Annotated in this window: 16 protein-coding genes; 6 read left to right on the top strand and 10 right to left on the bottom strand. The window is 32.7% G+C overall.

Annotated features, from left to right (window positions below):
* Positions 1-45: 45 nt before the first annotated feature.
* Positions 46-882, top strand: coding sequence for an aminotransferase class IV (locus tag ACQ654_RS04820; protein WP_430409189.1), 837 nt, complete (start codon positions 46-48; stop codon positions 880-882).
* A gap of 115 nt (positions 883-997) precedes the next feature.
* Here ACQ654_RS04820 and ACQ654_RS04815 read toward each other — a convergent pair whose 3' ends face one another.
* The 5 genes from ACQ654_RS04815 to ACQ654_RS04795 form a co-directional block, all read right to left on the bottom strand.
* The gene (locus ACQ654_RS04815) at positions 998-1,534 is read right to left on the bottom strand and encodes a YqgE/AlgH family protein (protein WP_430409188.1); all 537 of its coding nucleotides are present in this window, start codon (positions 1,532-1,534) and stop codon (positions 998-1,000) included.
* 135 nt (positions 1,535-1,669) lie between these two features.
* Positions 1,670-1,945, bottom strand: a complete 276-nt coding sequence (locus ACQ654_RS04810) for an HU family DNA-binding protein (RefSeq protein WP_187561029.1) — start codon at positions 1,943-1,945, stop codon at positions 1,670-1,672.
* A gap of 184 nt (positions 1,946-2,129) precedes the next feature.
* A complete protein-coding gene (fmt, locus tag ACQ654_RS04805; RefSeq protein WP_430409187.1) occupies positions 2,130-3,077 on the bottom strand; it encodes a methionyl-tRNA formyltransferase in 948 nt (315 codons plus the stop codon).
* A 3-nt stretch (positions 3,078-3,080) separates the two neighbouring features.
* Complete coding sequence (locus ACQ654_RS04800) at positions 3,081-4,979, bottom strand: RecQ family ATP-dependent DNA helicase (RefSeq protein WP_430409186.1); 1,899 nt, start codon at positions 4,977-4,979, stop codon at positions 3,081-3,083.
* The gene (locus ACQ654_RS04795) at positions 4,979-5,521 is read right to left on the bottom strand and encodes an AAA family ATPase (protein ID WP_430409185.1); all 543 of its coding nucleotides are present in this window, start codon (positions 5,519-5,521) and stop codon (positions 4,979-4,981) included. The genes ACQ654_RS04800 and ACQ654_RS04795 overlap by 1 nt, the downstream gene beginning before the upstream one ends.
* 476 nt (positions 5,522-5,997) lie before the next feature.
* Here ACQ654_RS04795 and ACQ654_RS04790 point away from each other — a divergent pair, with 476 nt between their 5' ends.
* Positions 5,998-6,306, top strand: a complete 309-nt coding sequence (locus tag ACQ654_RS04790; protein WP_430409184.1) for a hypothetical protein — start codon at positions 5,998-6,000, stop codon at positions 6,304-6,306.
* A gap of 156 nt (positions 6,307-6,462) precedes the next feature.
* Here the strand turns inward: ACQ654_RS04790 and ACQ654_RS04785 are convergent, their stop codons facing one another.
* The gene (locus ACQ654_RS04785; protein ID WP_430409183.1) at positions 6,463-7,803 is read right to left on the bottom strand and encodes a DUF4230 domain-containing protein; all 1,341 of its coding nucleotides are present in this window, start codon (positions 7,801-7,803) and stop codon (positions 6,463-6,465) included.
* 200 nt (positions 7,804-8,003) lie between these two features.
* Between ACQ654_RS04785 and ACQ654_RS04780 the strand changes: the two genes are divergently transcribed.
* The 4 genes from ACQ654_RS04780 (at position 8,004) to murA (ending at position 11,750) form a co-directional block, all read left to right on the top strand.
* Positions 8,004-9,305 (top strand): T9SS type A sorting domain-containing protein, encoded by a 1,302-nt coding sequence (locus tag ACQ654_RS04780; protein ID WP_430409182.1) that lies wholly within the window; start codon positions 8,004-8,006, stop codon positions 9,303-9,305.
* A 63-nt stretch (positions 9,306-9,368) separates the two neighbouring features.
* The gene (locus ACQ654_RS04775; RefSeq protein ID WP_430409181.1) at positions 9,369-9,659 is read left to right on the top strand and encodes a DUF493 family protein; all 291 of its coding nucleotides are present in this window, start codon (positions 9,369-9,371) and stop codon (positions 9,657-9,659) included.
* A 102-nt stretch (positions 9,660-9,761) separates the two neighbouring features.
* Positions 9,762-10,421, top strand: coding sequence for a DUF4290 domain-containing protein (locus ACQ654_RS04770; protein ID WP_430409180.1), 660 nt, complete (start codon positions 9,762-9,764; stop codon positions 10,419-10,421).
* Between the two features lie 21 nt (positions 10,422-10,442).
* Complete coding sequence (gene murA / locus ACQ654_RS04765) at positions 10,443-11,750, top strand: UDP-N-acetylglucosamine 1-carboxyvinyltransferase (RefSeq protein WP_430409179.1); 1,308 nt, start codon at positions 10,443-10,445, stop codon at positions 11,748-11,750.
* Between the two features lie 93 nt (positions 11,751-11,843).
* Here murA and ACQ654_RS04760 read toward each other — a convergent pair whose 3' ends face one another.
* The 4 genes from ACQ654_RS04760 to ACQ654_RS04745 all read right to left on the bottom strand — a co-directional run bounded on the left by ACQ654_RS04760 (position 11,844) and on the right by ACQ654_RS04745 (position 15,643).
* Entirely contained in the window at positions 11,844-12,677 is an 834-nt protein-coding gene (locus tag ACQ654_RS04760) for an OmpA family protein (RefSeq protein ID WP_430409178.1), read from the bottom strand.
* A 105-nt stretch (positions 12,678-12,782) separates the two neighbouring features.
* Complete coding sequence (locus tag ACQ654_RS04755; RefSeq protein WP_430409177.1) at positions 12,783-13,733, bottom strand: fasciclin domain-containing protein; 951 nt, start codon at positions 13,731-13,733, stop codon at positions 12,783-12,785.
* 130 nt (positions 13,734-13,863) lie between these two features.
* Positions 13,864-15,165, bottom strand: a complete 1,302-nt coding sequence (locus ACQ654_RS04750) for a cryptochrome/photolyase family protein (RefSeq protein ID WP_430409176.1) — start codon at positions 15,163-15,165, stop codon at positions 13,864-13,866.
* Complete coding sequence (locus ACQ654_RS04745; RefSeq protein WP_430409175.1) at positions 15,155-15,643, bottom strand: SRPBCC family protein; 489 nt, start codon at positions 15,641-15,643, stop codon at positions 15,155-15,157. The genes ACQ654_RS04750 and ACQ654_RS04745 overlap by 11 nt, the downstream gene beginning before the upstream one ends.
* Positions 15,644-15,646: the final 3 nt, after the last annotated feature.

The following is a 15,646-nucleotide window of genomic DNA, read 5'->3' as shown; positions in this document are numbered from 1 at the left end:
ATTTTTTAAAACTATATTTGCCTTGAGAAAATCAAGGCTTTTTTTATGGTAAATTTTAATGGAAATTTAAGCGAAAATACAACACTAATAACTGTTGAAAATAGAGGCTTAAAGTATGGAGATTCACTTTTTGAAACCCTAAGAATTGTAGCAAATAAAATTCTTTTTTGGGAAGATCATTATTTCAGACTCATGGAATCTATGCGAATCCTGCGAATGGAAATTCCTATGAATTTTACCATGGAATTTTTAGAAGAAGAAATTCTTAAAACAATCAAAGCCAACGAACTAACGAACGCCAGAGTCCGCTGTACTATTTTTAGAGGAAATGGCGGATTGTACTTGCCAACCTCAAATGAAGTAGAATATATCATTTCTGCAAATGAACTAAATTCTCCGTTTTACTTACTTTCAGAAGCTACCTATGAAGTTGATTTATACAAAGATTTTTACATCAACAAAGGTTTGCTTTCTACGCTTAAAACAAATAACAAAATTATAAACGTTTTAGGAAGCGTTTACGCGAAAGAAAACGACCTAGACAACTGCTTGCTAGTCAATGAAGATAAAAGCGTTGTAGAGGCTTTAAATGGGAATGTATTTTTGGTAAAAGGAAATACAATTAAAACACCTCCAATAACCGATGGTTGCCTGAAAGGAATTTTAAGAATGCAACTCATTGAAATTCTTGAAAAATTACCTAATTATGAATTGAAAGAGGAAAGTATTTCACCTTTTGAAATTCAAAAAGCAGATGAATTCTTCATTACAAATGTGATTCAAGGAATAGTGCCAATTACAAAATACAGAAAAAAACAATTTACAACGGAAGTTGCTAGAGATTTACTCGCAAAACTAAACATGCGAATTCGATTGGGATAATGAAGTATGCAGAAAAAGTAGCTTAGATACAATCAAAATTTTAAGCGCAATTTTTTATTTGACTCATAAACTTATAAAACTATCAATTATGACTCGGATCTTCGGGAGCATTTGACTAAATCAAATATTCACCGCCAAATTCCATCATCTTTTTACGCCAAATTGATTTACACGATTTAGAAATGATCTCTTTTTTGAGTTCATTCTTCACAATAATCCATGAATTTGAGTTTAATTCATCACTCAATTGATTGGCATGCCAGCCAGAATATCCTAAAAAGAATTTAATATCATCTTCATTCAATTGGTCTTCTTCCAAAAGCTTTGCAATGGACGAAAAATCACCGCCCCAATAAATACCAAGTGATATTTCAATACTATTCGGAACCAAATGTGGAATTTTATGAATGAAATATAAATTATCTTGTTCTACAGGACCACCATTATAGACTTTAAATGTAGTTTTTAGGTTGGAAAACTGCGGAATCAGGTCAGATAGGCTTACGTTGAGTGGTTTATTTAAAATAAAACCAATCGATCCTTCTTCTGTATGATCAGCAAGTAAAACCACTGATCTATTGAAAGATACGTCTCCAATAATAGATGGCTCTGCAACCAAAAGATGTCCTTTATTGGGTTTTAAGGCTATCATTTATGAAATTTTAGGTTACTTAAATCTATTAAAAAAAAATGGAATAATCAAATTTGCTAGTGTTTGCTTGAATTTAGAGCATAAAAAAAGCACCCAAATTGAGTGCTTTTATAATGTATTTAGTATAATAGAATACTAGTTGTTTACAGCATTTCCTAAATCAGATCCAGCTTTAAACTTTACTACTTTCTTAGCAGCAATTTTAATAGTAGCTCCAGTTTGAGGATTTCTTCCGTCTCTAGCAGCTCTTTCTGAAACTGACCAAGATCCAAATCCTACTAATGAAACTCTTCCACCTTTTTTCAAAGCTCCTTCTACATTTCCTAAAAATGATTCTAATGACTTCTTTGCTGCCGCTTTAGAGATTCCTGCATCAGCAGCCATTGCGTCAATTAATTCTGTTTTGTTCATAATTGTTGAATTATTAATTGTTGGTTAAACATTATTTTTTAAAAGCAGTACAAATTTATACGGATTTCCTTCTCATGCAAGTAATAGCGCGGGAAAAGCGTTATTTTGTTAATAACTTAAGGCGATTGTTAATAAAGGTGGTGTTTTTTTATAGGTTTTCTCTAATATCACTAGGCATAAGGGATTACACGACTTTTGCTTCTTTTTCAAATTTGAAACCATTTAACAATGCCAAAATTTCCATTTTACGTTTTCCAGGAAGTTGAATTACCTTTAAAGATATGTAGCCCTCTTTAACAGCAACTTTGATTTCTTTTTTGGAAGAAATAACACTTCCTATGGTGTGCAAGTGTGATTCCAATACTTTTTCTACTTCATATATTTTAATAGCATACGTGTCTTCTGCATTGTGTAATGTTGTCCAAGATGCTGGATACGGACTCAAACCACGAATCCTATTATATATATGGTCTATAGAAGCTGTCCAATCAATTTCGCACGTTTCTTTGTGAATTTTGTATGCCGTTTTGATTTCGTCATTTTGTGGTTGAATTGTCGTTGTAACTTCGTCCTTTTCTATATGTTGAACCGTTTTTACAACCAAACCACTTCCAATGTCCATTAACTTGTCATGTAATGAACCCGCATTTTCGTTTGGATCAATGTGTAATTCTTCTTGAAAAATCATTGCGCCAGTATCAATTTTCTCATCAATAAAGAACGTTGTAACACCAGTTTTTGTTTCACCATTAATAATAGCCCAGTTTATTGGCGCTGCGCCTCTGTAGTTTGGAAGTAACGAAGCGTGTAAATTAAACGTTCCATATTCGGGCATTTGCCAAACAACTTTCGGCAACATACGAAAGGCAACCACAATTTGTAAATTCGCGTTTAACGCTCGTAATTCGGCTACAAAAGATTCTCTTTTCAAATTGGTAGGTTGCAAAACATTCAAATTATGCTCTAATGCAAATTTCTTAACTGCCGATTGATTTAACTTGCGTCCACGTCCTGCTGGTCTGTCTGGCGCAGTAATAACACCAACAACAGTATAGTTAGCATCTAATAATGCTTTTAAGGTTGCAACTGCAAAATCGGGCGTACCCATAAAAACGATTCTAAGATCTCTCATATATTATATGGTATAAGTGTTTTGTTCTGTTAATTTAATTTTTTCTACCTCCAAAAGTAATTGAATAATTGCTAGTATTAAATTTTCACGATACGGCAATGCTTCACAAATTTCAGTAGAAGTCATCGGATTCGTTCTCAATACTTTTAAAATATCATCATGAATAAGCATTTGTAATTCACGATCAGGTGTTGTTGCTTTTTTAGTTTTACATACAGAGCAAATTCCGCATGCTTCTTTTGCAATTTCTCCAAAATAGGAGAGAAGCTGGCTGTTTTTGCAAACTTCCGTGTTTCTAACATATTTAATTACGGCTTCAACACGTTTCTTTTTGAGTTCATTTTGATGAATGACATCTTTTGCGATTGGATGAATGGTTTTGTCATCTTCACGTGCAACTAAAAACGTAATTTCTGCGTCGGTTTGCATTTCTTCCAAAAGTAAAACTTCATCTTTTGCCAATTGCTGAATGGTCTCGTTGATTTTTTCCTGTGGCAATCCTAATTTTTGAGCTAAATAGGTTGTATTAATTTTTATTTTTTGTTCAAAAATTCCACCATAGGTTCGTAAAATAGCTTGTGTTATCAAACTTAAATGTGGATGATTGTCTAAATAATTCATCAAATTATATTGATCAAGCGTAAATTTGATGATTGTTTTTCGATTAAAATGTTGCGATAATTGCAACACGCTATGTCGATCTAATAACTGTAAAGCTGTAAATGTTTTTTGTGTTGGAAATTGATATGCTTTGCAAAATTCGTAAAAGGGAAGTGCATGTTTCGTATTGTAACCTTCTCCATACGCAACCTGAAAGAAGCTACACAGTTTTCTGAACACCAATTTTAAGAAATCAACTTCTGGTACATTGTGTATAAATTGTTGTTGCAATTGCTTGATGTCATTTTTATCTGTTAAAATAATAGCGTTTGCATATTCACCATTTCGACCAGCGCGACCAGCTTCTTGATAGTAATTTTCTAAACTATCTGGCAAGTGAATGTGAATTACATTTTTGACATCAGGTTTGTCAATTCCCATTCCGAACGCATTTGTAGCTACAATGGTTTGTACTTTTCCGTTCAACCACTTTTGCAAGGCAACTTTTTTTTCTTCTGACGAAAGTCCGCCATGAAAATACAAACTTGTAAATCCTTTGCGTTTCAAGGCTTCATGAATCATGACAGTACTTTTTCTATTTCGAACATATACAATACATGATTGTGGATATTTGCGCAATGTTTTTTCAATAGTCAGTACTTTATTTTCAGTTTCCAAAACGGTATATGCCAAATTTTCACGGACAAACGATTGTTGAAAACGTTGTACATCTTTTAAGTGTAAATTTTCTTCAATATCAACCACAACCTTTGGTGTTGCAGTAGCTGTTAACGCAATGCAATGTACATTTGGAAGCAATTCGCGAAGTGTATTGATATTTCTATAGGCTGGACGAAAATCATTTCCCCATTGTGAAATACAATGCGCTTCATCAATGGCAATTACATTGACGGGCATTTGTTTGATACGTTCTTGAACTATTTCTTGCTGAATACGTTCAGGAGAAATGTACAAAAACTTATAATCGCCATAAATGCAATTATCGAGCAAGGCATTTACATCTTCATTTTTTAATCCGCCAGTAAGCGCAATAGCTTTGATTCCATTGGCTTTTAAACCTGCTACTTGATCTTGAATTAAGGCAACTAAAGGAGAAATTACAATACAAATTCCGTCTAGTGTCAACGCTGGAATTTGAAAACAAACTGATTTTCCGCCACCAGTTGGCAACAATGCTAGCGTATCTTTTTTGTCAATGACCGCTTGTATGATTTCTTCTTGCATAGGACGAAAAGAAGTATGTCCCCAATATTTTTGTAAAAGCGCAAGCGGTTTGGTCATTATATTGTTTTGAGTGTATTTAGGATGAATGAAACACGTTCAGAAATTGTCCCGAATGGCACATTAATTAATTCATAGTTATAACTTTCGTATGCTGATATTAAATACTTTTGAATCTTCTGAGCTTGTTCAAAGCTTTCGTAACGTTCATTGTCTTGTTCATAAATTTCTTTCCAAGGTGCTAACATAAAAGCAACATCGTACGTATGATTTTTGCAGGCTTCGCGGAACATATCAGGATAATTGTCACCTGTATAATCCATATAGGCGGCTACATCCGGAATTCCTCTGTCGTAAAAAGCATAGTCAATATCAAGATTTTCAGCATCATTAAATTGTTGAATTCTGCCTTCTAACAACAATTCACTAAATAATAATGGTTGTGTTAGAAATAGTTGTTCAATACCTTTCTTTTGAGCGGCGGCTGTAACTTGTCTTGAAATTTCATGAAAACAAGTATGTCCTTTTTCTTCTAATGCTGTAATTAAGGTAGATTTTCCAGTTCCTGGTCCACCGATGATGAGTATTCTTTTTGTGTTCAATCTGAATAATTTATGTGGTAAAATTACGGAAAATGATAGGAATATGAAAGCTTTGCTAGTTGCTAGTTGCTAGTTGCTAGTTGCTAGTTGCTGGTATGGTAGCTTTGTTTTATTTTTTTATTTTTTGTGGATTTATTATTTGAAATTTCAAATTGCACTTAGAATTTTACAAACCCAATACTAGATTCATTTTTTATCTGACCCAATTTTTACATACTTCAAAAATATCTTTGCAAGTCAACATGACGTAATAATTTGTTTCTTGGGTTATTCTTTTTATCCTACTTTCTTACATTTCGGGAATTCTATCTGTTTTATAAAAACAGGCAATTTCCACCTACGAAAAAATATAAAACAATAACATATTTGTAATGTGCTAAAAATCAAATAATGAGTTTGTGAGTTCTTTTGATTTTTGCAGGCGAAATCCGAAAAGCCAATTTTAAACAGAGTAGGATATTTTAAAACTAAACAAGATGAATAATTTTGAAATTGCTACAAATTCAGATGGACGTGTAGAAGCTTTTTATATTGATGAAGCAAATATGGTAGCACATACTTGGCAAATAGAACCAGGAAATAAATTGATTTGGTCAGAGGCAAATGTACTCTACGGAACAGCTGAAGGTTCAAACGGACCTTTGGAAAATGCTGTGAGAGTATCAGCAACAACAAATCTTAATGGTCAAATTGAAGTAGTTGCGCTTACAAAATCTGGAGCGTATTTTATATGCTATCAAATTAATGGTGTATGGAATGGTTGGTTTCAGATTGAGCAACAGTAAGAGTGAAAATTCAATAGGGGAAATTTAGTTTAACGACAGATTGCTGGTAATACTTCGGTATTTCGCAATCTGTCGTTAGTATTGGTCATATTTTCTTAATAATGTAAGCATTTGTAAAAGTAATCTTTTCCTGTATTGTATTTCTTTGAGAATCGGTCATTGTTTTAAAATGATATTATTATTTTGATTTGTAATCTCGTCAACAAAGTTTATTTTAAGTTTGTAATCTCGTAATGAGTTTAAAAAAAGAGGCGCATATAAAGTATTTAGAGCATCTTCAGTACCTTGTCTGGCATCTTGTAATATTCCTTTATTAAAGGCTATACTATGTGATTTAGAGGAAGCGATATCTGTTAATTCTTTTATTTCATGTTCTTTAAGACTTTTTGCCCAAAAACCATTTAAACTTTTAGGAACAATTGAAGTATGGTTTGATAATATTTCAGGTTTTGGAAAGGTGATTACTATTTCTGTTAACCCAGACTCAGTAATTTCTTTTGGAAAAAACTCTACAACATAACCTTTTGCTAAATCAATACCAGCTAGAACATCTGAATTTACTTGAACTGAATAATTAGGGTCAGGAGCATAATTCCTTTGGAAACTTTTTTTAAACATAAAATTTAATGAACTTTTCGCTGTGACTAGATTCATCACTTTTTCAAGTTTATGACTTCCAATTAGTTCTGCTTCTGTAAAGTTAATCATATTAGCATAATCTGATATAGCACCATATATAAACTCAATAGATTTAGAAAGTAATAAATTACACAGTTGTTCACTCACTAGACTTACAGCTACATCTGTAACTTCATAGTCAAGCGAGCTTCCAAATTCTCTTTCTTTTCTATTTATACCAGCATTAATGAGTGCTTTAGCCACTTTATGTTTTTCAATAGAAGTGAGTAAATCCAATAAAATACAAATTGGTTTGGCAAGACTTTCACCAAAATTTTCAGCTTTCGTTTTTACATTCAATTTCTTAATGTCGATTGAATCAATACGTGATATATAATCATTGTATATTTCATCAGAAATTAATTGTTTTGAACGTTCGTATTTTGAAAAGATTGTATCTTTTTCTTGTTCTGTAAACTCGCTATTATTTACCAACCGATTTAAAATATGAGAGTTAAATTCATCTGAAAATTCTGAAATTACTACTCTAATAGAGGGATTGCTTTTTGCAAGAGAAAGTTTATTTACAGTTTGTTGATAATTGACTGATTTTTCAAGTTCATAATCAGCAAGCATTATTGGAACACCAATTAATGCTGTTTCTATAATTGACTTTGTTCCTTGAAAACCATCTCGATAACCAACTTCGAGTCCATCTTCGTTCCCTGTTTGATAACCTTCTTCATTTCCGATTTTATAGCCTTTATCATAAGCATTTCTATCAGTCAGAAAATATACTAAGTATAAAGAGATAAAAAATATAAAAATTATACTCAAAAGAATCAACAACTTTTTTAATGGCAGGAATTTTTTATTCATGATTTTTAAGTTTTAGAAAAATTATTTCATATAAAAATAAAATATAAATTACAATAAAAAATGCGGTTTCCCGTAATTATGCTAAAAAATCAGTTCTTAATATACAAACCTAAAAAATACCAAAAGTAATGGTTTCCCGTACTATATTTCTTTGCGAGTTACCTAACTTTCGTTAGATTTTGAAATTCATTACTTTACCTATGAAAACCAATATTACTTTTACCTTTTGCCTCTTATTTGCGTTCAATTGTTTTGCGCAATCGTACACTTCTTATCGTACAGGAAGTTCGTTTAGTATAAATACAACTCCGCAAGGTGGTTCGTGTTTAATGGGTGGCGCATCTGAGTCAGATGAAGCTATGCAATGGTTTTTACAACGCGCCAATGGTGGAGATGTGTTGGTACTTCGTGCAAGTGGTTCGGATGGTTATAATAATTATATGTATTCAGATTTGGGCGTGACTATCAATTCTGTAGAAACGATTGTGTTTAATAATAGTTCAGCAAGTTCAGAAACGTATATTCATCAACGTATTGAAGAAGCAGAAGCGATTTGGTTTGCAGGTGGCGATCAGTGGAATTATGTCTCTTATTGGCGAAATACAAGCATTCAAAATTTAATAAATGACGCCGTGATGAATAGAAATGTTGTGATTGGTGGCACAAGTGCGGGAATGGCAATTTTAGGCGGACATTATTTTTCTGCGGAAAACGGAACGATTACTTCTGCAGAAGCCTTGACAAATCCGTACAGAACTGATGCCACTGTTTCAAGTGAACCTTTTTTAGAAAATTGGTTTTTAACAGATGTGATTACAGATACACATTATGACGATCCAGATAGGCGAGGAAGACATGCTGCATTTCTAGCACGAATCATTACAGATAATAGTGGTTCGGATATTGTTCCAAAAGGAATAGCTTGTGACGAATATACTGCAGTTTGTATTGACGATGTTGGATTGGCGCGTGTTTTTGGTGGTTATCCAACATATGATGATAATGCTTACTTTATACGGCCAAATTGTGAACTCACAGATATGTTGCCAGAAACCTGTATGGCAAATACAGCTTTGCATTGGGACAAAGGTGGAGTGGCATTGAAAGTGTATAAAATAAAAGGAACTCTAGAAGGAACTAACACGTTTGATTTGTCTGATTGGCAAACAGGCTCTGGTGGAGTTTGGGAACATTGGTCTGTTAATAACGGAACATTTGTCGCTTCTGCAGGAACGCAAATTAATTGCATTTTAAGCGTAGACGAACTGGAGAAAACAACAGTGAAAATCTATCCAAATCCTGTAAAAAGCAACTTAGTCGTTTCTGCTGAAAAGCCAATACAAACCATTGAATTGTTAGATGGTTTTGGCAGAATTGTATTGAAAAAAGAGGTTTCAAACATGCAAGAAACAACTTTACAAATGTCAAAATTAAGTTCAGGAACGTACTTTTTAAAAGTTCGTATAAATAATACAATCATCCTTAAAAAAGTTATCAAATAGTTAAACTGCAAGAAGTTTTCTTAGAAGCTGTATCTTTGCCATTCATATCGAAAAAAAGACAAAATGAGTTCAAAAAACGATACAGAAGCGTTTTACACAAAACTAAAAGCACAACTAGAAGATACTACCCAATTTCCTGCATTATACTTGTATAAATTTATTGTTCCTTCAAGTGAAGATAAAATAAAACAAGTTCACCAAATATTTGATAATATCGGCGCTGTAATTGAAACAAAACAGTCTTCAAAAGGAACATATACAAGCGTAAGTATTACCGTAAATATGAAAAGTGCCGACGCCATAATTGAAAAATATAAGGAAGCAAGTGCCGTTGAAGGTATAATTTCTTTATAATCAACCGTGTTTTATAGATTTTTTTACTATTTTGCAATCACAAAATAATCTTCACGAGAACTTTATTTTACTTCAATATTTACCTTACAAACAAATTTCATTTTGATTGACCAGTTAGAGTATAACACAGAGCGTAAACGATTGATTATTCCTGAGTATGGACGCCATATTCAAAAAATGATCAACCACGCAATAGCAACAGAAGATGTAGTAGAACGCAACAAAATTGCAAAAGCAATTATTGGCGTAATGGGAAATTTGCAACCGCATTTGCGTGATGTGCCTGATTTTCAGCATAAATTATGGGATCAATTATTTATCATGTCAGATTTTCGTCTGGAAGTTGATTCGCCCTATCCAAAACCTTCACGCGAAATATTACAAGAACGTCCTGATCCGTTAGGATATCCTCAAAATTTCCCAAAATATCGTTTCTATGGAAATAACATAAAACGTATGATTGATGTCGCAAATAGTTGGGACGAAGGCGAAATGAAGGAAGCTTTAGAGTTTGCTATTGCAAATCATATGAAAAAATGTTACCTCAATTGGAATAAAGATACTGTTGAGGATTACGTAATTTTCAAACATTTACTCGAATTGAGTAATGGGAAAATTGATTTAGCTAAAAGAGATGAAAGCTTATCAGATTCTTCAAACTTGTTGAAGCAAAAGAAAAAGTTTTCAAACAGCAACAACAATAACAGCAAAAACCAGCAACGTAACAAAAATAATAATCGTAACAACAGAAAACGTTACTAACAAAATTTAGTATTATATTTTATGGGGACTTTTAAGATTGAAGGTGGTCATCAGTTAAAAGGGAGTATTCAACCGCAAGGAGCAAAAAACGAAGCTTTACAAATATTATGTGCAGTTTTGCTAACTTCTGAAAAAGTTACAATTAGTAACATTCCTGATATTGTTGATGTGAATAAATTAATCATGCTGTTAGGAAACTTAGGTGTGAAAATTCAAAAAAACGGACCAGGTTCTTATACATTTCAGTCAGACGATATCAATTTAAAATATCTAGAATCCGAACAATTTAAAGAAGAAGGACGCGGATTGCGTGGTTCTATTATGATTGTAGGTCCATTATTGGCACGTTTTGGTAAAGGATACATTCCAAAACCAGGTGGAGACAAAATTGGACGTAGACGTTTAGATACACATTTTGAAGGTTTCATCAAACTTGGCGCAACGTTTAGATATAACAGAGAAGACTATTTTTACGGTGTAGAAGCAAAAAAACTGAAAGGAACATACATGCTTTTAGATGAAGCTTCGGTTACAGGAACTGCAAATATTGTCATGGCCGCTGTTTTAGCAGAAGGTACAACAACAATTTACAACGCCGCTTGTGAACCATATTTACAACAGTTGTGTAAAATGTTGAATAGAATGGGCGCAAAAATAAAAGGTGTTGGTTCTAATTTGTTAGAGATTGAAGGTGTAGAAAAGTTAGACGGAACTGAACACAGAATGCTTCCAGATATGATCGAAATTGGAAGTTGGATTGGTTTGGCCGCAATGACGCGAAGCGAATTAACAATTAAAAATGTAAGTTGGGACGATTTAGGTCAGATTCCAGATGTATTTAGAAAGTTAGGAATCACTATTGAACGAAAAGGTGATGATATTCATGTGCCAGAACATAAAGATGGTTATGAAATTCAAAACTATATTGACGGATCAATTTTAACAATATCTGATGCACCATGGCCAGGATTTACGCCAGATTTACTAAGTATTATTTTAGTAGTTGCTACACAAGCACGTGGAAGTGTTTTGGTACATCAAAAAATGTTTGAAAGTCGTTTATTCTTTGTTGATAAATTGATTGACATGGGCGCAAAAATTATTCTTTGTGATCCGCACAGAGCCAGTGTTATTGGACATGATTTCAAATCGCAATTGAAAGCAACAACAATGGTTTCACCAGATATTAGAGCTGGAATTTCATTATTAATTGCCGCGTTATCTGCAAAAGGAACATCTACCATTCATAATATAGAACAGATAGATAGAGGTTATGAAAATATTGATGAACGTCTACGCGCTATAGGTGCAAAAATTGTACGATTGTAATATAATCTTTCACAAAAAATAGTCAAAATGAATTATTAGTTAGCTGGTAATTCATTTTTTTTATGCTGATTTTTAAGAGAAATCAGGTACAAATTAATTTTTCGTAATCATAATTTCAACACGTCTATTGTAGCTTCTATCGCGGCGACCTTTTTCTGGAAAGTATAATGGTTCTTTAAACGCATATCCTTTGTATGTTAAGCGGTTTTTTGAAATACCTCTACTAATAAGATATTTATAAATAAATCGAGCTCTATCAACAGAAAGTGTTTCTGTTCCAGTATCACTATTTAATGCATCTGAATCATCATCACCTCCACAACAGATATGACCTTGTACTTCTATATGAACATTTGAGTTTCGTCTTAAAAATTGCACAAGTTTTTCAAGTTGTTTTTTGGAAGATTTTACAAGTGTAACTCTTCCTGTTTTGAAGTTAATTTTCCCCAATTCATATGATTTTCCTATTTTAAGTTTGTTTATAGGAACGGCATAAATATTTTCTTTTCGTTCTGTAACTTTAGGTTTGTGATCATTTTTTGAAATGATAACGGAAACCTTCCGATGTTTCTTAATACCAACGCGTTCATTTTTTTCACTGTCGGTTGGTAATTCTCCTTTAGCTTCCTTTTCTATACTATTTATGAATGATTCGTATGCAGTTTCTAAATAATCAGATACAGCAACGGCTCTATTTTTTGATAATTCTAAATTGAAATTTTCAGTATCTACAAAATCTGTATAACCTTTAATGACAAAGTTATAAGTTTGTGTACTATCTAAATTAGCTAGTCGTTCATTGATTGTTTTTTGATGTGCTTTTGATAATGTATACTTGCCCAAATCAAAATAAATATCAAACTCAATATTTTGCGCATGACAAAACGAGAGCATAAAGAATGATATAATAAATAGAAGTGATTTCATTAGAACTGCATTTGGGATTGAAAAGGTACAAAATTAAACCAAAAAAATAAGGATAACTAAATGTTTAGTTATCCTTAGTGTTTTAAAATAAGTTTGGACTAATGATTACGAGCCCGGTAAAATAACCTTGTCCACAACATGAATTACACCATTCGCTGCTTGAACATCGGTAACAATAATGTTACCAGTTCTATTGTTTGAGTCGGTGAAAGTAGCTCCACCAGTTGTATTAATTGTAAAATTATCTCCTAATGTATTTACCGTCATGCCATCCATTAATGTTGAGGATAATACATTAGCTCCTGCTACTACATGTGTATTTAAGGTAGCTTCTAATGTAGCTGTTGGAATATCTCCTAAAGCGTCAACGCCATCTAATTCAGCTATTAAGTCAACAAATGCTTGATCTGTTGGAGCAAATACTGTAAAAGGTGCTGGTGTTCCTGTAGTAGAAAGTGTTCCTACATATGTAAACGTGTTTTCTCGTGTTAATGCTTGCACTAAAATTCCAAAAGTAGAATCTGCTGTTGCAAACGTAACTACTGTTGGTAAGGCGATAACTGTATTTACTCCATTATCAACCGAGATGTCTGCAGCAGTTACAGAAGATTGTCCATTTAGCATAACTCCTCCAGTAGTATTTACATACATGTTGAGGTTGTTACCTGTTGTACTTTCTTCGGCAAGTGTTTTTATATAACCTGTACTTAGTGATGATGAGTTGTTAGTACCAGCAACAACATGGTTTAACAATACTTGCGTTAAAACATCTGTAGGTACATCATCAAGACTAGCAAAGCCATTTGCACTTAAAAAAGCGTCAAAAGCAGTATTATTTGGAGCAAAGACTGTATATTCAGTTGTTCCGGCTAGTACTGAAGTTAAGTTAGCACGCTGTAAAGCTGCTAGTAAAGAACTGTAATCAGAATTCGCACTTACGAAATCTGCAATGGTGTTACTTGTAACGACCACATTGTTATCATCATCACTACACGAAGTGAATGTGAATAGTGAAATAACGATAGCGATTAGAATTGATGTTGTTTTCTTTTTCATAACAATTTTTTTATTTAACGATCGATACAAAGATAGCTAATTTTGTTTAAACATTTTTGAATAAGGTTAAACAAAATTAGTTAATTGTTTGTTAAAGCGATGTAAAGGTTAAACAAAAAAAAGAGTACTATTAATTGTTAATGCCTAGTTTATAGGTTGTTAGACAACGTTCTCTTGCATGTTTGTGATCTACAATAGGAGTAGGATAGGTGAGTTCTTGATAATCAGGAACCCATTTTTTGATATATTCATGTGCTTTGTCAAATTTTTGTACTTGTGATGTCGGATTGAATATTCTAAAATACGGAGCAGAATCACAACCAGTTCCCGCAACCCATTGCCAATTTCCAACGTTTTGAGCTAAATCAAAATCAAGTAATTTTTCAGCAAAATAAGCTTCTCCCCATTTCCAATCAATTAATAAATGTTTACATAAAAAACTTGCCGTTACCATACGAACTCTGTTGTGCATATAACCAGATGTATTCAATTCGCGCATGCCAGCATCTACAATAGGATAGCCTGTTTTTCCTTCGCACCAAGCTTTGAATTCATTTTCATTGTTCCTCCATTTGATTCCGTCATATTTAGATTTAAAATTATGTGTAACCGATTTTGGAAAATGCCAAAGAATCTGCATGAAAAACTCTCGCCAAATCAGTTCTTTTAAGAATGTGCTATTTTCAGATTTTAATCCTTCTTGCACACAAGCACGAACGCTGATTGTTCCAAAACGTAAATGTGGACTTAGCTTTGAAGTTCCTTCAATAGCTGGAAAATTACGTGTTTCTTCATATTCGTCAATAATAGTTTTTGTCATTGTATGCGGAAGAACTTTTATGTTAGAAGCTGTAAATCCAATAGATTTTAATGATGGGAATTCAAAAGTAAGTTTTGCAAAATTTTCATAATGTGAAACACAATCAATACTAGCGTAATCGTCTGTATTTAAATTTGCCAACCATTTTTTTGAGAATGGAGTGTATATTGTATATGGTTTTCCGTCAGCTTTTACAATTTCATCACGTTCAAATATGACTTGATCTTTATATGTTTTAAATTCAATATTTTGAGAAGATAAAAATTCATTTACTTCGTTGTCTCTTGCAATTGCATACGGTTCATAATCATGATTTGTATATACTGCAGAAATGTTATGACTTTTGATTAATTCTTTAAGTATTTCAATAGGCTTTCCGTGTTTTATCAATATTGAAGAACCTAGCTTTGTAAGCGTATTGTGTATGTTGCGCAATTCATCATGAATAAAATTTACACGTGCATCATTTTTTGGTAATTTATCTAAGATATCTTTATCAAAAATAAACATCGGAATTACTTTTTTTCCAGATGTCAATGCGTTGTATAGTCCAATATTATCTTCTATTCGTAAATCTCTACGATGCCAAAAAAGTGCGTAGTTATCCTTCATATGCTCCAAATAATTCGGTTAATTTTTTAGTACGATATTCAAATATTTCTTTCAATTTTGGTTTTACAAGTATCGGATGTACCAATCTTCCAAGAAAGCCAAAAGGTATTTTATAGTCTATGATATCTTCCATTTCAACACCGCCAGGAATTTCTCTAATAAAATGCTTGTGATGCCACATTGTATACGGTCCAAAACGTTGCTCATCTACAAAATAATGCTGATGTTTTACATGTGTAATTTCAGTAACCCAATGTGTTTTTATATTGAGAATTGGCGTCACAATATATTGTATAATTTGCCCAGGATACATAGGTCCAATATCTTCCGTTAGAATATCAAAACTCATGTAATCAGGCGTTATAGTTTTTAGATTTTTAGGATCAGATAAAAAATCCCATGCCTTTTCTAGAGATATGGGAAAATTTTGTTTACTGTGTAATCGATATACAATTCCTTTCGTACTAAATTTTTGCATGTT

It is taken from the genome of Kordia sp. (genome assembly GCF_965283645.1).
Lineage (GTDB): Bacteria > Bacteroidota > Bacteroidia > Flavobacteriales > Flavobacteriaceae > Kordia.
The sequence above is the reverse complement of the archived record's forward strand: the minus strand, read 5'-3'. Positions and strand labels throughout refer to the sequence as shown.